Origin of the sequence: Mycobacterium sp. (assembly GCF_052144515.1) — a bacterium.
Classification (GTDB): domain Bacteria; phylum Actinomycetota; class Actinomycetes; order Mycobacteriales; family Mycobacteriaceae; genus Mycobacterium.
The window spans coordinates 17643-39065 of the sequence record NZ_JBKQQD010000053.1; the positions used below are offsets into that span (position 1 = coordinate 17643).

General features: G+C 66.3%; 22 protein-coding genes, 1 tRNA gene and 1 other RNA gene. 13 read left to right on the plus strand and 11 right to left on the minus strand.

The window, feature by feature from the left end; genetic code table 11:
- Positions 1-78 precede the first annotated feature (78 nt).
- Positions 79-741, plus strand: coding sequence for a C39 family peptidase (locus ACLP9N_RS02700; RefSeq protein ID WP_442405947.1), 663 nt, complete (start codon positions 79-81; stop codon positions 739-741).
- Positions 742-775: 34 nt separating this feature from the next.
- Here ACLP9N_RS02700 and recR read toward each other — a convergent pair whose 3' ends face one another.
- Complete coding sequence (recR, locus tag ACLP9N_RS02705; RefSeq protein ID WP_085232642.1) at positions 776-1387, minus strand: recombination mediator RecR; 612 nt, start codon at positions 1385-1387, stop codon at positions 776-778.
- 12 nt (positions 1388-1399) lie between these two features.
- Positions 1400-1750, minus strand: a complete 351-nt coding sequence (locus ACLP9N_RS02710) for a YbaB/EbfC family nucleoid-associated protein (RefSeq protein WP_442405948.1) — start codon at positions 1748-1750, stop codon at positions 1400-1402.
- Positions 1751-1884: 134 nt separating this feature from the next.
- On the opposite strand from ACLP9N_RS02710, the gene ACLP9N_RS02715 reads away from it, so the two are divergent.
- The gene (locus ACLP9N_RS02715; RefSeq protein WP_442405974.1) at positions 1885-2610 is read left to right on the plus strand and encodes an Rv3717 family N-acetylmuramoyl-L-alanine amidase; all 726 of its coding nucleotides are present in this window, start codon (positions 1885-1887) and stop codon (positions 2608-2610) included.
- A 28-nt stretch (positions 2611-2638) separates the two neighbouring features.
- Here ACLP9N_RS02715 and ACLP9N_RS02720 read toward each other — a convergent pair whose 3' ends face one another.
- Positions 2639-3076 carry an SRPBCC family protein gene (locus ACLP9N_RS02720; RefSeq protein WP_442405949.1) on the minus strand — a complete coding sequence of 146 codons (438 nt, stop codon included), beginning with the start codon at positions 3074-3076 and terminating at the stop codon, positions 2639-2641.
- An 80-nt stretch (positions 3077-3156) separates the two neighbouring features.
- Here ACLP9N_RS02720 and ACLP9N_RS02725 point away from each other — a divergent pair, with 80 nt between their 5' ends.
- Both ACLP9N_RS02725 and ACLP9N_RS02730 read left to right on the plus strand, forming a co-directional pair.
- Positions 3157-4554 carry an FAD-binding oxidoreductase gene (locus ACLP9N_RS02725; protein ID WP_442405975.1) on the plus strand — a complete coding sequence of 466 codons (1398 nt, stop codon included), beginning with the start codon at positions 3157-3159 and terminating at the stop codon, positions 4552-4554.
- Positions 4551-5858: a class I SAM-dependent methyltransferase gene (locus tag ACLP9N_RS02730; protein WP_442405950.1), complete on the plus strand. Its 1308-nt coding sequence runs from the start codon at positions 4551-4553 to the stop codon at positions 5856-5858. Before ACLP9N_RS02725 ends, ACLP9N_RS02730 begins: the two co-directional genes overlap by 4 nt.
- 5 nt (positions 5859-5863) lie before the next feature.
- On the opposite strand, the gene ACLP9N_RS02735 is transcribed toward ACLP9N_RS02730, so the two are convergent.
- The 3 genes from ACLP9N_RS02735 to ffs form a co-directional block, all read right to left on the minus strand.
- A complete protein-coding gene (locus tag ACLP9N_RS02735) occupies positions 5864-7711 on the minus strand; it encodes a DNA polymerase III subunits gamma/tau (RefSeq protein WP_442405951.1) in 1848 nt (615 codons plus the stop codon).
- Positions 7712-7826: 115 nt separating this feature from the next.
- Entirely contained in the window at positions 7827-9104 is a 1278-nt protein-coding gene (locus ACLP9N_RS02740; RefSeq protein ID WP_442405976.1) for an aminotransferase class I/II-fold pyridoxal phosphate-dependent enzyme, read from the minus strand.
- A gap of 29 nt (positions 9105-9133) precedes the next feature.
- Positions 9134-9228, minus strand: an RNA gene (gene ffs, locus ACLP9N_RS02745) — signal recognition particle sRNA small type.
- 78 nt (positions 9229-9306) lie between these two features.
- Between ffs and ACLP9N_RS02750 the strand changes: the two genes are divergently transcribed.
- Positions 9307-9392: transfer RNA gene (locus ACLP9N_RS02750), tRNA-Ser, on the plus strand.
- A 93-nt stretch (positions 9393-9485) separates the two neighbouring features.
- Complete coding sequence (locus ACLP9N_RS02755) at positions 9486-10325, plus strand: hypothetical protein (protein ID WP_442405952.1); 840 nt, start codon at positions 9486-9488, stop codon at positions 10323-10325.
- A gap of 6 nt (positions 10326-10331) precedes the next feature.
- Here ACLP9N_RS02755 and ACLP9N_RS02760 read toward each other — a convergent pair whose 3' ends face one another.
- The 3 genes from ACLP9N_RS02760 to ACLP9N_RS02770 all read right to left on the minus strand — a co-directional run bounded on the left by ACLP9N_RS02760 (position 10332) and on the right by ACLP9N_RS02770 (position 11515).
- Positions 10332-10886, minus strand: coding sequence for an enoyl-CoA hydratase-related protein (locus ACLP9N_RS02760; RefSeq protein WP_442405953.1), 555 nt, complete (start codon positions 10884-10886; stop codon positions 10332-10334).
- Entirely contained in the window at positions 10850-11032 is a 183-nt protein-coding gene (locus ACLP9N_RS02765; RefSeq protein ID WP_442405954.1) for a hypothetical protein, read from the minus strand. Before ACLP9N_RS02765 ends, ACLP9N_RS02760 begins: the two co-directional genes overlap by 37 nt.
- A 102-nt stretch (positions 11033-11134) precedes the next feature.
- Complete coding sequence (locus tag ACLP9N_RS02770; protein ID WP_442405955.1) at positions 11135-11515, minus strand: hypothetical protein; 381 nt, start codon at positions 11513-11515, stop codon at positions 11135-11137.
- Positions 11516-11688: 173 nt separating this feature from the next.
- On the opposite strand from ACLP9N_RS02770, the gene ACLP9N_RS02775 reads away from it, so the two are divergent.
- The 3 genes from ACLP9N_RS02775 to ACLP9N_RS02785 all read left to right on the plus strand — a co-directional run bounded on the left by ACLP9N_RS02775 (position 11689) and on the right by ACLP9N_RS02785 (position 15328).
- A complete protein-coding gene (locus ACLP9N_RS02775; protein ID WP_442405977.1) occupies positions 11689-12123 on the plus strand; it encodes a lipoprotein LpqH in 435 nt (144 codons plus the stop codon).
- Between the two features lie 83 nt (positions 12124-12206).
- Positions 12207-13961, plus strand: a complete 1755-nt coding sequence (locus tag ACLP9N_RS02780; RefSeq protein ID WP_442405956.1) for a hypothetical protein — start codon at positions 12207-12209, stop codon at positions 13959-13961.
- Entirely contained in the window at positions 13958-15328 is a 1371-nt protein-coding gene (locus tag ACLP9N_RS02785; RefSeq protein WP_442405957.1) for a CHAT domain-containing protein, read from the plus strand. Before ACLP9N_RS02780 ends, ACLP9N_RS02785 begins: the two co-directional genes overlap by 4 nt.
- 12 nt (positions 15329-15340) lie before the next feature.
- On the opposite strand, the gene ACLP9N_RS02790 is transcribed toward ACLP9N_RS02785, so the two are convergent.
- A complete protein-coding gene (locus tag ACLP9N_RS02790; RefSeq protein WP_442405958.1) occupies positions 15341-15757 on the minus strand; it encodes a hypothetical protein in 417 nt (138 codons plus the stop codon).
- A gap of 83 nt (positions 15758-15840) precedes the next feature.
- On the opposite strand from ACLP9N_RS02790, the gene ACLP9N_RS02795 reads away from it, so the two are divergent.
- The 4 genes from ACLP9N_RS02795 to ACLP9N_RS02810 are packed head-to-tail and all read left to right on the plus strand — an operon-like array spanning position 15841 to position 20077.
- Positions 15841-17172 carry a hypothetical protein gene (locus ACLP9N_RS02795; RefSeq protein ID WP_442405959.1) on the plus strand — a complete coding sequence of 444 codons (1332 nt, stop codon included), beginning with the start codon at positions 15841-15843 and terminating at the stop codon, positions 17170-17172.
- Positions 17169-18314, plus strand: coding sequence for a hypothetical protein (locus ACLP9N_RS02800; RefSeq protein ID WP_442405960.1), 1146 nt, complete (start codon positions 17169-17171; stop codon positions 18312-18314). Before ACLP9N_RS02795 ends, ACLP9N_RS02800 begins: the two co-directional genes overlap by 4 nt.
- A 30-nt stretch (positions 18315-18344) precedes the next feature.
- Positions 18345-19403 carry an NAD(P)H-dependent amine dehydrogenase family protein gene (locus tag ACLP9N_RS02805; RefSeq protein WP_442405961.1) on the plus strand — a complete coding sequence of 353 codons (1059 nt, stop codon included), beginning with the start codon at positions 18345-18347 and terminating at the stop codon, positions 19401-19403.
- Between the two features lie 38 nt (positions 19404-19441).
- Positions 19442-20077: a cutinase family protein gene (locus ACLP9N_RS02810; protein WP_442405962.1), complete on the plus strand. Its 636-nt coding sequence runs from the start codon at positions 19442-19444 to the stop codon at positions 20075-20077.
- A gap of 3 nt (positions 20078-20080) precedes the next feature.
- Here ACLP9N_RS02810 and ACLP9N_RS02815 read toward each other — a convergent pair whose 3' ends face one another.
- A complete protein-coding gene (locus ACLP9N_RS02815; protein ID WP_442405963.1) occupies positions 20081-21385 on the minus strand; it encodes a serine hydrolase domain-containing protein in 1305 nt (434 codons plus the stop codon).
- Between the last annotated feature and the right edge of the window lie 38 nt (positions 21386-21423).

Sequence of the window (21423 nt, forward strand, 5' to 3'; positions counted from 1 at the left end):
GAGAATCCGTAAAGGGCTATCGCTGAGTCTTTTCTCAATACACCCACGCGCCGCACGCTGGCAGAGAGAATGGACCTGATGACTAACACGTCAAACACCAGGGTCACCGCGGCGGCGCGCATCGCCGGGCTCGCGGTCGCCCTGAGCGTCGCCGGGGTCGGATTCGCCGGCGCGGCCCAAGCCGCTCCGGCCGCTCCCGCCCCGCACATCAACGCCGAGGGGATGCACGGCGACCCGGCTGCCGCCGCGCCGTATTGGCGCTACCAGCAACAGGATTACGACTGCGGCGAGATGGCGGTGGCCGATGTGGTCGGCGAGATCACCGGCAACCAGCCCACCGAGGACGAGGTCACCGCCGCGGCTGAAAACGTCCCGAGCGTGAACCACTCCGGACCGATCTACCGCCCGGCCAGCAGGACTAGCAACAACGACCTGCCAGTGCTGATGGCGCACTACGGGATTCAGGCCTCCGCGGTCCAGACCAACACCGACTCGCTCATCCAAGATCTGGATCAAGGGCGCAAGGTGATCGTCGGACTCAACGACAAAATCATCTGGAACAAACCCGGTGACCGCAGTGTGGAAAACCACTTCGTGGTTGTCACCGGCATCGACACCAGGACCGGCGTGGTGCATCTCAACGACACCGGTTCCTCAGCCGGCCGCGACGAGCAGGTGTCCATGGCCAACTTTGAACAAGCGTGGGGTACCAGCAACAACCTCGCCGTCGTGACCAAATAAAAGACGCGGACGCCCACACGGCGTCAGAGCCCCGTTAGACCATCGCGCGGCGGCCGCTGAGCGCGCGGCCCAACGTCAATTCGTCGGCGAACTCCAGGTCCCCGCCCATCGGCAGCCCGGACGCGATCCGCGTGACGGTCAGGCCGGGGATGTCGCGCAGCATCCGGACCAGGTAGGTGGCGGTCGCCTCGCCCTCGGTATTGGGGTCGGTGGCGATGATCACCTCGGTGATGTCGACGTCGTCGACGCGCTCACCGATGCGGCTCAGCAGCTCGCGGATCCGCAGTTGATCGGGACCGACTCCGGACAGCGGGTCAAGCGCACCACCCAGGACGTGATAGCGGCCGCGGAATTCGCGGGTGCGCTCGACGGCCTGGACATCTTTCGGCTCCTCGACGACGCACACCTGCGAGCCGTCCCGGCGCGGATCGGCGCAGATCCGGCAGCGCTCCTCGTCGGAGACGTTGCCGCACACGGCGCAGAACCGCACGCCGTCGCGGACCTTTGCCAGCACGGCGGTCAGCCGGTCGATATCCGGCGGTTCGACCGACAGCAGGTGGAACGCAATACGCTGCGCGCTCTTGGGTCCGATACCGGGCAGCTTGCCAAGCTCGTCGATCAGATCCTGGACGGGTCCCTCAAACATGTTGGGTAGGAGTCATAACCCCGGCGCCGGAGGTGGCGGGGGCCCCGGGGGCTGAGGAGGCGCCAGCGCGCCGGTCAGTGCCCCCAGCTGTTCCTGCGCCATTTTGGTGACCTGCCTCGAAGCATCGGCCATCGCGCCGACGATCAAGTCCTGCAAGGTCTCGACGTCGTCGGGGTTGGCGACCTTGGGATCGATCGTCACACCGACCACCTCGCCGCTGCCTTTGACGAGGACCTTGACCAGGCCCCCGCCGGCTTCACCATGCACCTCGGCATTCGCGAGTTGCTGCTGAGTTTCCAGTAGCTTCCGCTGCATCTGCTGCGCCTGGGCGAGCAGCGCCGACATATCGCCTCCGGGTTGCATGACAGTCCCCTCGCGTTTTGATACCGACTTCGTCTCGCCTGTGGATATCGGGCGATTCGAGACACCCAGCGTAGACCGCGTAACGTTACCTTGGCGCAGTGAGCGTACGAGTCAGCCTACGTGTCAGGATCAGGATGGTCGTTGGCGTACTCGTCGCAGCCTCAACAGCAACCATGCCCGCCGCGACCGCAACCCCCTCCAATATCGCCGGCATGGTCGTGTTCATCGATCCCGGCCACAACGGGGCCAACGACGCATCCATCAGCCGTCAGGTGCCCACCGGTCGCGGCGGCACCAAGGACTGCCAGGCCAGCGGAACGTCGACCAACGACGGGTATCAAGAGCACACGTTCACCTGGGACACCGCGCTGCGTGTCCGCGCTGCGCTGAACGCCCTGGGTGTACGGACCGCCATGTCACGCGGCAACGACAACGCGCTGGGACCGTGTGTCGACGAGCGCGCCAACATGGCCAACGCGTTGCGCCCCAACGCGATCCTGAGTATTCACGCCGACGGCGGGCCCGCAACGGGGCGAGGGTTCCACGTCAACTACTCGGCCCCACCGCTTAACGCAGCGCAGGCCGGACCGTCTATCCAGTACGCGAGGATCATGCGCGACCAGATGCAGGCCTCGGGCATTCCGCCTGCGAATTACATCGGCCAGGATGGCCTGTATGGCCGCGCAGACTTGGCCGGTCTGAACCTCGCGCAGTATCCGTCGATTCTGGTCGAGTGCGGCAACATGAAGAATCCCGTGGATTCGGCGTTGATGGAGTCCGCTGACGGGAGGCAGAAATACGCCGACGCGCTGGTTCGCGGTGTCGCGAGCTTTCTGGCCAGCCAGGGCCAGGCGCGCTAGCGCGCAGACGCAAAGTGTGCTCAGCGGCCTAGCTTTCCAGTTCCTTCTTGAGGTTGGCTAGCACCTCGGCCTGGATCTTCTTCAGCCCCAGCGGAGCAAAGGTCTTCTCGAAGAAGCCACCGATGCCGCCCGCGCCGGTCCACGAGGTCTTCATGGTGACGCTGGATCCGGGGCCAGCCGGAGCCACCGTCCAGTTGGTCACCATGGAAGAGTTCGCGTCCTTCTCGATGACGGTGTGGCCGCCGACGTCGACGTTGACCTGCACGTCGCGGACACGTGATTTGGTCGCCTGCAGCTTCCACTTGGCAACCGTGCCCGCCCCCTGCCCACCCTGCAGCACTTCGTATTCGCTGTACTGCGGCGACAGAATTTTCGGCCGGACCTTCTGGTAGTCGGCCACCGCGTCGAGTGTGGCCGCGGGCTCGACGTTGATCAATATCGTGCTGGCCGCGCTCACCTGTCCCATCAGGCGCTACTCCTCCGTCGTTGATGTGCGGTGTCGCCCGTGCGTAGATGCAGGGGGCGTTATCCGGGACTAGGGTATATCTGGTGCCTGTCCAAGCTTCTGCACTGGCCATACACACGGCGGGCGTCGAGCGGTTGTTGGCGAGCTATCGATCCATCCCCGCTACGGCGGCCGTCCGCCTCGCCAAGCCCACCTCAAACCTGTTTCGCGCCCGCACCAAACGCGATGCGCCCGGCCTGGACACCTCGGGGTTGACGAATGTCATCAACGTCGATCCCGAAGCCCGCACCGCCGACGTGGCCGGCATGTGCACCTACGCAGACCTGGTGGCCGCGACTCTGCCGTATGGACTTTCACCACTGGTGGTTCCGCAGTTGAAGACCATCACCCTCGGCGGTGCGGTCACCGGCCTGGGGATCGAGTCGGCGTCGTTTCGCAACGGTCTGCCACACGAATCGGTGCTGGAGATGGATATCCTCACCGGCGCTGGGGAATTGATCACCGCGACTGCCGACCAACACGCAGATCTGTTCCGCGCCTTCCCCAATTCGTATGGGACGCTGGGGTATTCAACCAGGTTACGGATAGCGCTGGAGCCTGTCGCGCCTTTTGTAGCGTTGCGGCACATTCGATTCCACTCGTTGACCGAGCTGATCGCGGCGATGGAACGCATCATCGACACCGGCGGACGCGACGGCGTCCCAGTGCACTACCTCGACGGTGTGGTGTTCAGTGCCGACGAGAGCTATTTGTGCGTCGGCACGCGCACCACGACCCCGGGACCGGTCAGCGACTACACCGGGCAACGCATCTATTACCGGTCGATCCAGCACGACGGGGGCAGCCCCGGTGTTGAAGGCGTCAAGGAAGACCGGCTGACGATCCATGACTACCTCTGGCGCTGGGACACAGATTGGTTCTGGTGCTCACGCGCGTTCGGCGCACAGAACCCGCGACTGCGGCGCTGGTGGCCGCGCCGCTACCGACGCAGCAGCGTCTACTCGAAGCTAATAGCCGCAGACCAGCGCTTCGGCATCGCCGACCGGATCGAGAGGCGAAACGGCCGGCCGCCGCGTGAGCGGGTGGTGCAGGATGTCGAGGTGCCAGTCGAGCGAACCGGCGAGTTCTTGCAGTGGTTCTTAGACAACGTGCCAATCGAGCCAATCTGGTTGTGCCCGTTACGACTTCGCGATCATGAGGGCTGGCCGCTGTATCCGATTCGGCCGGACCGCACGTACGTCAACATCGGGTTCTGGTCCTCCGTGCCGGCCGGGGACAGCGAGGGCGAGACCAACCGGCGCATCGAGGCCAAGGTGAGTGCGCTCGACGGGCACAAGTCGTTGTACTCCGACTCCTTCTACACCCGCGAAGAGTTTGACCAGCTCTACGGCGGGGAGACTTACAACACGGTGAAGAAAACCTACGATCCCGATTCACGTCTCCTCGATCTTTACGCAAAGGCGGTGCAACGGCGATGACGGCAATCAGAGAGTCCGCGCGCGCATCACACAAACTGAGCATGGCCGAGATCTTGGCGATCTTCACCGCGACCGGCCAGCAGCCACTGAAGTTCACCGCCTACGACGGCAGCAGCGCCGGAGACGACGATGCCGAACTGGGCCTGGATCTTCGGACCCCCCGCGGCGCCACCTACCTGGCCACCGCTCCCGGCGAACTCGGCATTGCCCGCGCGTACGTATCGGGTGATCTGCAGACCTACGGCGTGCATCCCGGCGATCCGTACGAGCTACTGAAGACGCTGACCGACAGGGTCAAATTCAGACGGCCGTCGGTATTGGTACTGGCCAACGTCGTGCGTTCGATCGGCGTCGAACATTTGTTGCCGGTCGCGCCGCCCCCGCAGGAAACCCCGCCCCGGTGGCGCCGGGTCGCCGCCGGCTATTTGCACAGCAAGACCCGCGACGCCGAGGCCATCCACCACCACTACGACGTCTCCAACACGTTCTACGAATGGGTACTTGGACCCTCGATGACCTACACCTGCGCGGTCTATCCGCACGCCGACGCGACGCTGGAAGAGGCGCAGGAGAACAAGTACCGGCTGATTTTCGACAAGCTGCGGCTACGGCCGGGTGACCACCTGCTCGACGTCGGCTGCGGCTGGGGTGGCATGGTGCGCTACGCCGCCCGACGCGGTGTGCGGGTCATCGGTGCCACGCTGTCGGCCGAGCAGGCGAAGTGGGCGCAAAATGCGATCGAGGACGAAGGGCTCGCGGGGCTGGCTGAGGTGCGGCATTGCGACTATCGCGACGTGCGCGAGGCGGGATTCGACGCTGTGTCTTCGATCGGGCTGACCGAGCACATCGGCGTCAAGAATTACCCTGCCTACTTCGGCTTCCTCAAGTCGAAATTGCGCACCGGCGGTCTGCTGCTCAACCACTGCATCACCCGCCACGACAACAAATCGACTTCCTTTGCCGGCGGATTCACCGACCGCTACGTCTTTCCCGACGGCGAGCTGACGGGCTCGGGACGCGTCGTCACCGAGATCCAGGAAGCCGGCATGGAGGTTTTGCACGAGGAGAACCTCCGCCATCACTATGCGATGACGCTGCGCGACTGGTGCCGCAACCTCGTTGAGCACTGGGACGAGGCGGTCAGCGAGGTCGGTGTGCCGATCGCCAAGGTGTGGGGTTTGTACATGGCGGCATCACGAGTGGCCTTCGAACGCAACAACCTTCAGCTGCATCACGTATTGGCCGCAAAGGTCCACGCGTGGGGCGACGACAGCCTGCCGCTGCGGCCTTGGTGGACGGCCTAGCGTGATTAGCCGTTGTCTATCCGGCGCGCACCCAGCTCGTTTTGTAGCAGCTCAAGTGCGACCTCTTCCGGGTCGCGGCGCGGCGCCTGCGGGTCGCCGCGGCCCGCTTCGGCCAGCATGTGTTCCTCGTCGTCTTCGTCCTGCTGACCCGAATCCACTACAGCGGGGACATCCGTCGGCGCTGGAATCGCTTCGGGAATCGGCGGCTTCACTCCCCCGCCCGCGGGTGGTGGCGCTGGGATTGAACTGGCGGGCTCCGCTGCGAAGGTCTCACAACGCACCCGCCAGTTCACCCCCAGCGCGTCTTTGAGCGCTTCGGCGATGACGTCGGCGTTGCGCTGTTCGGACAGCCGCTTGGCCAGTGGTGCCGAGCTATGGGTCAACACCAACGTGTTGCCCTCGATCGCCAGGACGGTTGCGCCCGCCAGCATCACCTCGGTAGTCCGGCTGCGCTGGCGTACCTTGTCGCGCACTGTCGGCCACATCGTTCGCACCGCAGCCGCATTGGGTTCACCCGGTATGGCGACCGGTTCAATGGCCGGCTCGGCGGCGGCCGGCACCGGAGTCGGTTCGGCCGGCGGCACTGGAGTCGGTTCGGGGCTGGGCTTCGACTCGGCAGGCGCGGCCCGCCGCGGCGACCGGCTGGGCTGGGCGGCCGGCAGGGGTGTCGGCTCGGCCGGCGCAGGCGCGGGGATCGACATGTCCAGCCGGGTCTCGATCCGCTCGACGCGTTGCAGCAGCGCCGACTCGGCATCGCTGGCCGAGGGCAGCAGCAGTCGCGCGCAGACCACTTCGAGCAGCAGGCGCGGCGCGGTCGCCCCGCGCATCTCACCCAGCCCGGCCTGCACCACTTCGGCGTAGCGCGTCAGGGTCGCCGGCCCGATACGCGCCGCCTGCTCCCGCATCCGGTCCAGCACGTCCTCCGGGGCGTCTACGACGCCGCGTGACGCCGCATCGGGAACTGCTTGCAGCACGATGAGGTCGCGGAACCGCTCCAGCAGGTCGGTGGCGAAGCGCCTTGGGTCGTGACCGGCGTCGATCACGGATTCGACCGCGCCGAACAGCGCCGCGGCGTCTCCTGCGCCGAGAGCGTCGACCGCCTCGTCGATCAAGGAGACGTCGGTGGCGCCCAGCAACCCCAGCGCCCGCTGGTAGGTGACGTGATTGTCGTCGGCTCCGGCCACCAACTGGTCTAGCACCGAGAGGGCGTCACGCGGCGAACCACCCCCGGCACGGATCACCAGCGGATACACCGCATCGTCGACGACGACGGCCTCCTGCTCACAGATCCGCGCGATCAACGCCCGCATGGTGCGCGGCGGCAGCAGCCGGAACGGATAGTGATGGGTGCGCGACCGGATCGTCGGCAGCACCTTCTCCGGTTCGGTGGTGGCGAAGATGAAGATGAGGTGCTCGGGCGGCTCCTCCACGATCTTGAGCAGCGCGTTGAACCCCGCGGTGGTCACCATGTGCGCCTCGTCGACGATGAACACCCGGTAGCGCGACTGCGCGGGCGCGTAGAACGCACGATCCCGCAGTTCGCGGGTGTCGTCGACCCCGCCATGGCTGGCGGCGTCGAGTTCCACCACGTCGATGCTGCCGGGCGCATTGGGCGCCAATGCCGTGCAGGAATCGCAAACCCCGCACGGTGTTGCCGTCGGTCCCTGGGCACAGTTCAACGACCGGGCCAGGATGCGCGCGGACGACGTCTTTCCGCAGCCACGCGGCCCGGAGAACAGGTATGCATGGTTGATCCGCCCGGCGTTCAGCGCGATCGACAGCGGTTCGGTGACGTGCTCCTGCCCCACCACTTCGGCGAAGGTTGCCGGTCGATATTTGCGGTAGAGGGCCACGGTCAGCCAGGCTACTCAGGCCCGGTGACGACGCGCGCCGCGGAGTGGCGCGAGGAGGAGGCGGGCAATCAAGCCTGCGGTGTGACGATGGCAGGGCGGGTCAGCGCACGCTCGACTACGCGGACGCCAGCAGCGACTCGGACGCCGCCCGCAGCGCGCAGGTCGCCAGCCCGTCGACCGCGTTACGCAGGTCCGGCACCGACGGGAAAGTGGGCGCGATCCGGATGTTCTTGTCGTCCGGATCCTTCCGATACGGGAACGACGCGCCCGCCTCGGTGACCGCGATACCGGCGTCCTTGGCCAACGCGACGGTTCGCCGGGCGGTGCCGGGCAACACATCGAGGCTGATGAAGTAGCCGCCCTTGGGCTCGGTCCAGGACGCGATCTTGGAATCGGTGAGCCGTTGATCCAGAATCTCGAGCGCCAGCGCGAATTTCGGCGCCAATATCTGCTGGTGCCGCAGCATGTGCAGGCGCACCCCGTCGGCATCGCCGAAGAAGCGCAGATGCCGCAGCTGGTTGACCTTGTCCGGGCCGATCGACTTCTTCGCCGCGTACTGCAGATACCAGGCGATGTTGCCCAGGGAGCCGCCCAGGAAGCTGACACCGCCGCCGGCGAAGGTGATCTTCGATGTGGACGCGAAAACGTACGGCCTGTTGGGGTTGCCGGCCTTTGCGGCCAGCCCCAGGACGTCGACCTGGCGGACGAAGTCATGCGTCAGCGTGTGCACCGCATACGCGTTGTCCCAGAACAACCGGAAGTCGGATGCCGCGGTCCGCATCTGTACCAGCCGGCGAACGGTTTCCCAGGAGTAGGTCACTCCGGTGGGGTTGCCGAACACCGGAACCGTCCACATCCCCTTGATTGCGGGGTCCGCGGCGACCAGCTCCTCGATCAGATCGACATCCGGGCCGTCGTGAAGCATCGGGACCGGGATCATCTCGATGCCCAGCGTCTCGGTGATGGCAAAGTGCCGGTCGTAGCCCGGGACGGGGCAGAGGAATTTGACGCTCGGCTCATCCTTCCAGGGACGCGTCGAATCCATGCCGCCGTACAACATCGAAAAGACGACGAGATCGTGCATCAGCTCGAGGCTGGAGTTGTTACCCGCGATCAGGTTCTGCACCGGGATGCCGAGCAGCTCGGCGAATATGGCCCGCAATCCGGGCAGGCCGTGCAGCCCGCCGTAGTTGCGGGTGTCGGTGCCCTCCTCGTCGCGGTAATCGTCTCCGGGCAGGCTCAGCAGCTGGTTGGACAGGTCCAGCTGCTCTGTGCACGGTTTGCCGCGCGTCAGGTCCAGGGCCAGCTTCATGGCCTGCAGCTGCACATAATCCTGCTGGTGGCGTCCGTGTTGAGCGGCCAACTCGTCGGGGGTGAGGGAATCGAGCGACACCATGTTGCTAGCGGGGCACCTTTCGAGCATTAAGGGGACCCCGCGCACCCGACAGAGCCCATTGACCCTTGCTGCCTTCCGGCCCTGGGGGAGTTCACAGGATAGACGCCGCGCGGGGTCCATGGCGAGTCTAATACCTGGGTTCGACCGAACGTCGGCGACCACATCACAGCCGGCCTGAGTCAGCCGCTACCATGGCCACGGAGGATTCGCCTAGTGGCCTATGGCGCTCGCCTGGAACGCGGGTTGGGTTAACAGCCCTCGCGGGTTCAAATCCCGCATCCTCCGCAATCGTCCGGCGCAGGAACATGCACGATATTTGGTTGGGAATCGAGCTGGTCACCTTTAGGCTGGCGGGAACTGACCAACGCGAGGAGGGGTATGGGGCGCAAGATTGCCGTGCCGTGGCACGTAGTGTTCTTCCTCGTTGCCGGCGCCCTCTACTTCTATTTCGTATTGCCGCGCTGGCTGGAGTTGATGGGCGACACGTCGCAAACTCTGGGTACGGCGCTGCGGATCGTGACGGGTGCACTGATCGGACTGGCCGCGCTACCGGTGGTTTTCACGCTGTTGCGTACCCGCAAGCCCGAGCTGGGCACCCCGCAGCTGGCGCTGTCCCTGAGGACCTGGTCGATCGTGGCCCACGTGCTGGCCGGGGTGCTGATCATCGGCACCGCGATCAGCGAGATCTGGCTCAGCCTGGACGCCGCGGGACAGTATCTGTTCGCCGTTTACGGGGGCGCCGCCGCCATCGCGCTGCTCGGGCTTTTCGCCTTCTACCTGTCGTTTGTCGCCGAGCTGCCGCCGCCACCGCCGAAACCGATCAAGGCGAAGAAACCCAAACAACGTCGCATTGGCCGCCGCAAGAAGCGCGACGAGGCTGACCTGGAGTCGCAAGAAGAGACGCCAGAAGCCACGGGAGAGCCTGAAGACGCCGAAGAAACCGAGGAAGCCGCGGTCGGCGAACCCGACGAGACCGAGACGCTGGAGCCGGCGGAGGAGACCCTAGAAGAGGGGGCAGCGGCGGTGGCTCCCACCGCAGAACCTGAAAGCCCCGACAGCGCCGCGGCTGACGACAGCGAAGACAGCGAAGGCACCGAAGACACCGAGGAGCCCCGGGGTGGGTTGCGTAACCGCCGCCCGACCGGGAAGGCGTCACATCGCCTTCGGCGCAGGAGCACGCGGGGCGCGGTCACCTTGGATGAACCACGAACGGAGTGACTCCGGTCAGCCGCGGCGCCGCAGGCTTTCCATGGAGTCGGCGAGGCGCTGTCGCGTGTGGTCGGTGCTCCACAACCGGCTGACTTCGCGGTCGATCTCGCCGCCCTCGCGGATCCGCGCCAGGGCGGGCGCTCTCAGCTGACCTTTCGTGTGGGCGTAGGCCTCGGCGGAGATGCCGCCCAGGTCCAATGCCTCCGCCTCCGCCGCCTCGAGGAGATCGTCGGCGACGACGCGGTGCGCAAGTCCGCTGGCGACGGCGTCATCCCCTCGATAGAGGCGACCGCCGAGCAACACTTCCTCGGCGCGGTCTCCGCACGCGTAACGCACCACCTCCAGTGCGGCGACCGGAAACGGCACTCCGACGCGGACCTCTGATGCCCCGATCTTCGCGTCGGGGCTGATCAGGCGGCGGTCGCAAGCGCACGCGAGCACGCACCCGCCCGCGATGGCGGCACCGTTGATTGCGGCCACCGTAGGTCCCGGATAGCAGAACAGCGCGTCGAACGCGTCGGACAGCGCCGGGATCAGCCGATCGGTGTAGTCAGCCCCGCCCTGCAGCACCTGGTCGAGGTCGACCCCGGCGGAGACACCTTGCCGGCGCCGGTGACAACGAGCGCGCCGGCGCCCGAGCTCTGCAGCTCGCGAACGGCGCCGGTGAACTCTTGCAGCACCTCGACATCGAGGGCATTGACACGCCCAGATGACACGGTCAGCACCTGCACCGTGACTGGCCCAGTTTTCAAGGCCTCGATCTCAATCACAGAGACACTCGAGCACTGAGCACAGTCGGCCTCACGTCGGGGCTCCTGTTACTGGCTCAACGCCACGAGGACGACGGGAATGTCGGTGTTTTCGTCGGTGTAGTAGCTGGCGCACACCCGGTGATAGCCGTCGGCGATCTGGAGCGGAACACCGGTCGCATAGTCACCGCGGATCAGCAGAATCGGCGACAGCGGCTGCCCCTTTTTGATCTTCGCGAGATCCGCGGTCACGTGCGGATTGTCACTGGGCAGCAGGTTCAGCTGCGCCGCCCGAAGGATGTCTTTGGCCTTCTTGTGCACGACAGTCCCGGCCTGCAGCTTCTCGGTCAATTGCTTGACGATATGCGGCTCCGCAAGCATGTCCAAGTAGTCGGACGCGGCCGGAAAATCATGGGGCTCAGGCCCTTCCAGCCATTTCACCTTGGTCATCGGCAATCTCCCTTCGTCGGGTTACGTCGAGGCAGCCTACCGGTTGCACAAGAAAATTGGGATCGGTAGCAACGCGGCCGGTCTCTACTTGCTCCCATGACGCCGCCAACCGGGCGGCGACATGAATGGAAGGAAGTCCAGTGAAACGTCTTCTCGCGACAGCTATTGGAGCCATTGGCTGTGCGTCGGCCCTGATGGCATGCTCGAGCGGCGGCCACACGGCCAGTCCCGCGTCCAGCGTCTCCACCGGCGGCGGGGGCGCGCAGGTTCTGGTGGGCGGCAGCGCCCTGGCGGGCGTGGACCCAGCCACGGTGACCTGCGTCAAGCAGGGCGGCAAGATCGACATCGGCAGCGGATCCACCGCCGGCAAGCAGGCATTGGCCGTCGTGATGACCGACGAGACCACCCCGAAGGTGGAGTCGCTGGCGATGGTAGTGGACGGCAACGCGCTGTCCGTCAGCAACATGGGCGCAAAGGTCGGCTCGGCCAACGTCTCCGTCGATGGCAAGACCTACACCATCACCGGTCAGGCGCAGGGCGCCGACATGAAGAACCCGATGGCCGGGATGATCACCAAGGACTTCAACATCAAGGTGACCTGCGGCTGATCGGTCCGACTCCGGGCGGCGGACGTGCGTCACTCACGCGTCCGCCGCTCCGGTTTGCCCAGCAACAGACTTATGATTCAGCCGTGTCGATCCCTGGCGAATTGGAGCGCACCCGTCGCCTGATCTTTGCCGCCGACGAGGTCGCGGCCCGGGATATGCTGTTTTCGCTGGTCCCACAGATCGTACAGGCCGACCGAGACGACTTCATGCTGGAAGTCTTTGCGCAGCTTGGTGAAATCTACCTCGTTCGGGGTGCCAATGACGGCGTGCGAGAGTTCATCCGGCGCATCCGCGACTGCCTGGCGATCTATTCGGGAATTGCCGCCGGCATGATGCCGAGGGCCGCCACGCAAGTGCGGATGTCCGGCACCGAAGTGGCGCAGATGATCTGCCGATACTCACGGCGAGCGCAGTTCCTGGAAACGGGTCTGGCCGCGGCGCAGGGCGATCACGTGGGCGCCGAGACAGCCCTGAAAGCCTTGGGCGATGCGGACTCCGATGAGGAGTTCCCCGCCCTCGCCGACGAGCACGCCTTCTTGCTCACCTACGCGCAGATCCTCTGCGCGACCGCGCTCTGCGACGACGACCTACATGCGCGGTCGGTTCCGTTGTGGGAGAAGGCACTCGCGGCCACCGACCAGCCTGCCGGCCGCACCGAGGCCGGCTACTTTCTCCAGGTGGTCGCAGCCACCGCGTACGGCAGATTCTGTGTCGAGACGGGGCGGTTATCGGAGGCCCAACCCTGGCTCCGGCGCGCCGGGGCCCGAGCGCAGGCCAACGGATGGGAATTAGCCACCGCCAGAACGGAATTAGAGCGAGCCGCTGCGTCCTGGTCGGTGCGCGACTGCGAGACGACCGAACGGCTAGTCTCGCAGGCGTATCCCGTCATCGCGCGGCACGCCCGGGCTCACGACGTGTCGCGCTGCTGGCTCTATCTCGGCCTGACCCGGCTGGCGCGCGGTGCCCTGCAGGCCGCCGACGAGTGCTGGGAGCACGCCGAGCGGCACTGGCGGAAACTGGCCAAACCGCTGCACATTCACCGTATTCTGTTGCAGCGTAGCTGGATAGCGATCTTCCGCGGTCGCTTCGCCGAAGCGGTCGAGCTGATCGCCCAAGCCCGGGAATGGCTGGACTCGTCGCCCCGCAGCAGTTGGCTGCAGTACGCGCAGCTCGACAACCACCTGGGCACGGTGTGGCGGGCGGACGCGTTGACTGACCTGGGTTTCGACGCCGCGGGTGATCCCTCAGAGACGTGGGAAGAAGCCCAAGCCCGGCAAGCCCGAGCGCTGGGCGTCATCCGGGCCGCGGTCGACAGCCCGGAATTTCGGCGTGCGGCGGCCAAACTCGGGCAGGCCGCGGAGCTCAAGGTGCCGGCGGCGCTGGCCGTCGACTCGGTGCGGTATTCGATCGCCGACGCCGACGCGAGATCGAGGTGGGCCACTTACATTTCGGCACCGATTTTGGCCAGCGCCTTCGCCGTCGCCTGGGAGTGGGCGAACACCGAACTGATCAGTGAGCTGGTCGAGTACCACAGTGCGCGAGGAACTTTCAGCACCGAACCAGCCCAACGGAACCCGGAGCGCGACATCGGCGAATGGGCGTCAACCGCGACCGCACCCGTTCTTTTCGACGGCGAGCCAGAGCCAGCCACAGCCGCGGCCGGGCCAGCCGGATCCAGAGCGGAAGAAGGCATTTCGCTAACCCGGCTCGGCCCGTTGCCACCGTTACAGATGCAGCCGGATGCGCCGCCGATCATGAGTCACTATTGCGCGCTGGCGTTGCAGCGATACGGCCGTGACGTCACAGCCGCCGAACCCGCGTGGTCGACTTGGCCATGAGCGACCCGGACCGGCTGACCCTGGTCTTAAGATTCGCCGACGTCGGGATCGCCACGTACGCCAGTTTGCGGGTGGTCGGCCAGCCGTCGCGAACCGTCACGTGGGTGGTGGAAGAGCCGCTCCTGCTCGCGGCCCTGCAGGAGTTGGATGATGCGTTGCCCGAGCCGCGCGAATCCGAGAGCCGGCGCGACGCCATCGAACGAGCCTTGACCAGGGGGCCTTTCGCCGCCCCACACACCGAACTGATGGTCGCCTACATCCTGGGTGTGCTTCTGATCGGCTCGCCCGGGTGGCAGTTATTGGCCGAGTGCACGGCTTCGCCGCGCGCGCTGCTGTTCGTCTCCCCCAGCGCCCGACTGGCACGTGTGCCCTGGGGATTGTTGGCGCTGCCGAAGTCGGGACCTACCGCAGAGGAATTGCTGCGCGCCCGCGCGGATGCGATCACGACCGCCGGCCGGGTGGCCGCCCGAATCCCTTGGCAGCTCACCGATATCAACGACCACACCGACGGCTATCGCCTGATGGAGTTGGCCGACGTGTTGATGGCGGTACCGCAGAACATCGTGCACTCGCCGCGGACACCTGCCGCATGGGACGCAAGGCAAGACGGTCCTCCTCTGCTGGTCCTCGACCCCCGGGTGCCGGGGCAGCTCCCGGACTCCGCGCTCGGGTCAGTGCTCGGGAGGCCGTCAGCGCGGACGCGAGTGGCGCAGCACTTCGCCGAACTGATGCAACGCCGTCCGGTACTCCCGAACGTCGATGCGGCGGTGGAGCTGTTCCGGCGTCAGGATGCCGACCGCAGGTGGCTCGCCGAGCTGCTGGCCCAGCAGCCGAGTCGGGTCCTCTACGTCGGACACGCGAGCTCGGCAGACGGCGACCCCGAGCGCGGAAGCCGAGCCGACCGGGCCGCACTTCACCTCGCGTGTACGGCGCGGATTCCCGGCGATGCCAACTCCATCGGCGACCATCGTCCGCTCACCGCGTCGGACCTGATGTCGTTGCGGTTGCCGATGCCGCCCCGGGTAGCCCTGCTGGCTTGTGCGTCGGGCGGTGATTACCAATTCGACGAGGCGGCCGGCCTGGTGGCGGCGATGATCCTCGGCGGCGCACAGTTGGTGACTGCCACGTTGTGGTCGCTGCCCACCACGGCGGCCTATCGGCGATTTACGGCAACCGGTGCCGAGGCGACCGATCCGATGTCTGAGGTGATCGTCGCTGTCGATCGGGCACACGAAGCCGCCGATGCGGGGTGCGCGGTTAATCGTTGGCAACGCGAACAGATGCGGCGGTGGCGCGGTGGTGACATCACCGCCAACCCGCTGTATTGGGCCGCGCTGGTCACGTTTACCGTCGACGGCGCTCACTGACGTTCACGTCGCTCACGTTGAGCACACGTCCGTCGCACGGACGGCCAACATGTCGTCAGGTAACGAAAGCCGTTCGCGGGCAGTGGGATCAAACGCGACCAAGAGAATCGCTCCGGGACGCAACCATGAAGCGACCGCATCGCCGCCGTAATGAACCAAGCGGCCGATGAACTTCTCTCCGTGCACACTGGTCACCTGAATGGTGATCTGGCGGTCGCCGGCAGCGCAGACGGTGCCGACGCCGACGGTCCGGCCGTCGGCGGACTTCTCGGTTGGTGCAAAAACCAGCCAGCCAACCAACACCAACGCCACCACCACACAGGAAACGCCGATCAACGTGTTCCACAAATTTTGAAAGGCGAGGAACAGGACGGCGGTTGCGAGCAGCACGATCTCGGCGCCAACCAGCAGCAGCGTTGGCTTCTTCATGCGTCCAGCCTCTCGGCGCCGGCCGGCTACCAAACCCAACTTTTTCGATGTCCAATTTTTTGCGATGCCCCTATCCTGTGCTCATGAACGCGGGATCGCACGTGACGGCTGACGTCGCGGTGGGCCACCCACGCCGGGCGGTGATCGAGCAGGCTTGGCGGGCAATCGGTCCCGGCGTCAACGTGCTCAGTAGCGACGACGGCGGTCCGCTCAGCCGCACCGTCAAGCGCATCATCGACCCGTTGGTGCTGCGCTTGCGCTCGAATCCGCAGTATTCGCTTCTCGTCGTGACGCCTGAAACGGCCGCGGCGATGCACGACTTGATCGTGCGCAACGGGCCCGAATTATGCGCCGCCTCAGCATGGTTCGAGACACTCAAACTCGAACGCCGCCGGCTGCGGATTCGCACCGGAAATGCACAGGAACTCTATTTCCCGGTTTGCTTCGAGCTCGCGGTGACGAAAGGCGCACCGACGCCACACGATCATCAAACAGCGGTCGCGGTGCTGCAGGATATCCACCAGGGTCGGGACCGCACCGCAATCGAGGTACTCCAGCAGTACGTGGCAAGCCAGGACGTCGTCGCGATGCTGGCCGACCAACTCGATCGAAGTTGGCGCGACGTGCGGGCCGGCGACACAGTGACGGGTCCGTTTTTGGCCGAGCTCAGCACCGTGCTGGGACCCGCCATCAGCCCCGCCAACAGACACCGTGCAGCCGCAGCGCGCCAGCATGTCTGGTCCGCTATGATCGCCGACGCCACGCCGTACAACCTGGGCGCCCTGGCCCGCATCGAATGGGCGCAGCTGCCGTGGTCGATCGTCGAGCTCGGATTGAGTTCTTCTGCGCCACAACGACAACCGAAGGTCTGCGGAGAGTCCGATAGCGACCGTCCGCTGGACCGCAGCGTGGTGGACCGGGTGCGTTCGACATTGCGCCGTGCCCTGGACCGCGACGCATTGCCCGACATCCCGCTGCTCTGCGAAGAGGAAGTCGATCGGGCCGCTGCACCGTGGGGGCTGTTGAGCGAGGACAAACAGGCCACGCTGGTGGCCGGCATCGAGGTCGCGGTCGAGCTCGCACCGCTGGACCGATCCGTCGCTGGCCGCTACGCGTTGGCGGCGCAGATCCAGGCCCGGCTGCGTAAGGAGGCGTACGTCCTGCACGCGCGGCGCTACCTGGCCGAGGGCGGCCCCATCCATCCGCGCCAACGGCAAGTGATCGACGACCTCGCCGCCTACCCGCAGCCGTACCTGAGCCGACTGTGGGCGCGCCTGCACGGACGCGACGTCTGGCAGGAGCCCTGCGACGACGTCGACGACGTGCGCTCCCTGCTCGAGGGCGTGGCCAGGTCGGTGAGCCTCGACCACCGGCAACGGATAAAGGCGATGCTGGAATTGCAGGTGGCCGGTTGAGACTGATCGCCGATTCGGGCCTATGGATTGCGGGTCAGGAAACCGAGGCTCCGCCGCTGGCCGCGGTGCTGGAGATCAGCGGCGCGGTGCTGTCCTGGACGATCGACGGCCCGCCCGAGGCCAGCCAGATCACGCTGACCGACCCCTCCCGCGCCGACTGGATGTGGCACATTCTCGGCGAGGCTGGGCACGTCATGCTGGCTTCGACGCTCGAGGCCCTCGAAACGACCAAAGACCCGCACACCATCGAGCTCACCGGTGTCGACATCGTCCCGGGATCGCTAGACCCGTTGCGCAGGCTCGCCGTGGGCCATTGGTTGCGGCGCTGGTGGCCGGCCAGTCGACGCGACGGCATCGCCGGCCTCGACCGCGCTCTTCTCGACGTCGAAGTCGCGCTGCTGACCGTCGGGGCGCAAAGCTTCTTCACCGACGACACCCTGGATTCGGATGTGGCCGAGTTGCTGCAGCCGCACGCCCCGGGCCTGATCGTGCATGTCCGCGATGACGATGCGCGCATACGCGACCTGGTGCGGGCCGGCGCCGAGCTTGCCGACGAGATGGGCGTCGACGGCATCGGATGGACGGAACTGGTTGCCGTTATTGATGATTCGAGTGTGCCTCTGGATCTGCCGACCGGACGCCGTGACGACTACGCGCTGGCGGCCGGTGCTGGCGCAGGTCTGCGGGGCGCGGCCCCGATCGCCCGCGGCGTCGCGTCCATCAACTGGAGCGGGGTCCCTCCCGGGATATTCGATGCGGCCGAGGACACCGTCGACTGGTACGTCGAGGCGACAGGTACGGCGGTGGTGGCCGTCGTGCAGGCGGCCGTCATCGGGCCGGACCCGGCGACCGGCGTCACGGTACTGGTGCGGTCCGGGGCCGTCGGCGCCAGCGGCGCCCTGGACGCCGACGGCCACGCCACCCTGCCCCTGCTCGATGCGCAGCAGCGGCCACTCACGGAATCGGCTGCCTGGGACCACGATTGGACGAACACCTCGGTGATCATCGGCGCCGACCTGTCCGAGTCACGCGAAACGCGAGCGCGGGTCCGTCGCTGGGCGCGGACACGGCTGGACGCGGCCGCGGACCCCGCGAATCAAGCCTTCCTGGCCGAGATCCTGGCCGGCGAATCCAGCTACTGAGCCTCGGCCTGCTCCCCTTATGCTGAGCGAGTGCCAAACAGCTATCGCGTAGTGCAGTGGAACACCGGAAACGTCGGCAGAAGCTCGTTGCAATCGATCGCCGACCACCCCGATCTCGAGCTCGTGGGGTGTTATGCCTGGTCGAAGGAGAAGGCCGGCCGTGATGCGGGCGAGCTGGTTGGCCTCGCACCGCTCGGGGTGGCCGCGACCAATGACGTCGACGCGCTGCTCGACCTGAAACCGGATTGCGTGGTCTACAACCCGATGTGGATCAACGTCGACGAGTTGGTCCGCATCCTGTCCGCGGGCGTCAACGTGGTGACAACGGCGTCGTTCATCACCGGGCACAACCTGGGCGACGGTCGCGACCGGATCCTGGAAGCCTGCGAGAAGGGCGGCTCGACGATCTTCGGGTCCGGCGTCAGCCCCGGGTTCGCCGAGCTGCTGGCCATCGTGTCGGCGATGGTGTGCAACCGGATCGACAAGGTCAGCGTCAACGAGGCCGCGGACACCACGTTCTACGACTCGCCGGAAACCGAGAAGCCGGTGGGCTTTGGCCAACCGATCGACCACCCGGAGCTGCAGCAGATGGCGGCAAAGGGGACGGCCATTTTCGGTGAGGCCGTCCGGCTGGTGGCCGACGCGCTCGGCGTCGAACTCGACGAGGTGCGCCCGGTTGCCGAGTTTGCCCAAACCACAGCCGATCTCGACCTCGGATCGTGGACGATACCCGCGGGATGCGTCGCGGGCGTTTTCGTGAGCTGGCAGGGCATCGTCGGCGGCAAAACCGTGATCGACCTCAACGTCCGGTGGCGCAAAGGACAGACCCTCGAACCCGACTGGAAGATCGAGCAGGACGGCTGGGTCATCCAGGTCGACGGGCAGCCGTCGGTAACGACCAAGGTCGGCTTCCTGCCGCCGCCGTATTTCCAGGCCGAGACGATCGCCGACTTCATGGTGCTCGGCCACATCATGACGGCGTTGCCGACCATCAACGCGATCCCGGCCGTCGTCGCCGCTGCACCCGGCATCGTCACCTATGCCGACCTGCCGCTGACGCTTCCCCGCGGGCACATCCCGACAAGCTGACCGGAGCGCCGCTGCGGGCGATGTGTCAGCATTGAGCCATGAATGCATCCCACATCGCTCGCGTCTTCGGCGCTGCGATCGCGATGATGTCGGCGCTGCTGATCGGCCCGGCGGTCAGCCCTCCCGCTCACGCCGATCCGTGCCCCAACGTCGAAGTGACGTTCGCACGCGGCACGAGCCAGCAGCCCGGCGTCGGCAATGTGGGCCAGGCATTCATCGATTCGCTCAGATCGCAGATCGGTGGGCGCTCGTTGGGGGTCTACGCGGTCAACTATCCTGGGACCTTCCAATTCGCCCAGAGCGCGCCCATCGGCGCCAACGACGTGACCGGTCACGTCCAGGACATGGTCGGGCGCTGCCCCAACACCAAACTGGTGCTCGGCGGAATGTCTCAAGGCGCGGGCGTCATCGATATGGCTTCCACAATGATCCCGCCTGAAGCGGCCGATCACGTCGCGGCGGTCGCGCTCTTCGGCAATCCGAAGAGCATGCTTGCGACTGCCCTATCGGGCGGCTTCCCCGACATCAGTCCGCTTCTCGCCCCGAAAACCATCGACATGTGTGCTCCCGACGACCCGGCATGTTCGGGTGGCATGAACCCACAAGCGCACGGTTCTTATGTTGAATCCGGCATGGCGGCTCAAGCCGCAACGTTGGTCGCGAGTCGGCTGTAGCCGCTAACGGTTCCCCGACGCCGCTGTCTCGCCGACGGCCGCGCGTCGCCGAGCGGCTTTGGGATAGGTAGCGCCCAGTTGCGGCACCTCGAGCGGGCCCTGGTGACGGGCGGCTTCGATGGCATTGCGCAGCGGGCGGGCCAGGCCCGCGAACGATCCCATGTCGAACAGCAACGGCGTCAAGAGCCGGTTGTGGATGAAGCCGAACGAACTGCCGGCCTCCGGGTCGGCCCAGCCGAGGGTTCCGCCCAGGCCGACGTGACCGAACCCGCGAAGTAAGCCGGGCACCGGCGATTCGTGGTAGCCGAGGTGAAAAGGCATGGGCACCACCATGTTCGCGTCCGGCCACTTCCGTCGCGACTCACCCGTCAGGCCGCTCGCCAGCTTTTCCGACAGGTACTTCTTGCCGTCGATGCGGCCGTTGTTGGCCAGCACGCCGTACATCTTGGCCAAGCCGCGACCGGTCACCACGCCGTTGGCGCCCGGGACCTCACCGTCCAGGAACGGGGTGTCGCCTTTGACCAGCGATATGACGCCGGGGAAGTACATGGCGCCCAGGGCACCCGAGAACGGCAGACCGGCCACTTTGGGAGCGATGAAGTTGAACACGGGGGCGCGCAGCCTGCCGTGCGGGATCAGGATCTGCGCCGCCTTGGTCGGCGAGCCCTCGGGAGGCCGGCCCAGGTGCACGCCGTCGGTGTTGAGCGGGCGCGCGACCTCCTGGCGGATCAGCTCGCGCATGCCTTTACCCGTGACCGCTCGGGCCAGACCGGACAGCAACCACCCGTAGGTCAGCGCGTGATACGCCTGCACGCCACGCAGGTGATCGACGGGCGCGGCGGCCAGGCGCTCCTCCATAAGGAAGTGATCCATCAACTCCGTTTTGGTGACGCCCCTCAGATGCGACAGCCCGGATCGATGCCGCAGAACATCGCGAACCGTGATGTCGGCCTTGCCGTTGGCCGCGAACTCCGGCCAGTATTCGGCGACGGGTTCGTCGTAGGACAGCAGACCCCGGTCGGCCAGCCGGTGGATCACCGTCGACGCAACGCCCTTGGTCGCCGAGAACACCATCGCGCCGGTGTCGGCGGTCCAGGGCTCGGTGCCGGCTCGGTCGGACCATCCCGTCCACACGTCGACGACGGGTTGCCCGTCGATATAGACGCTCAGGGCTCCGCCGCCGAAGCGGCGCCCCGGAAACAGCTGCGCGAAGAGCTTGACGACGTTGGCGAAATGCGGGTCGGCGGCACCGGACACACCGCGCGGCAGCCCATCATCGGTTGCCAGCAGCGTTGCCGGGGCCTTCACGACACGAACGTATCACCCGCGCAGCGGCCCGTTTTACG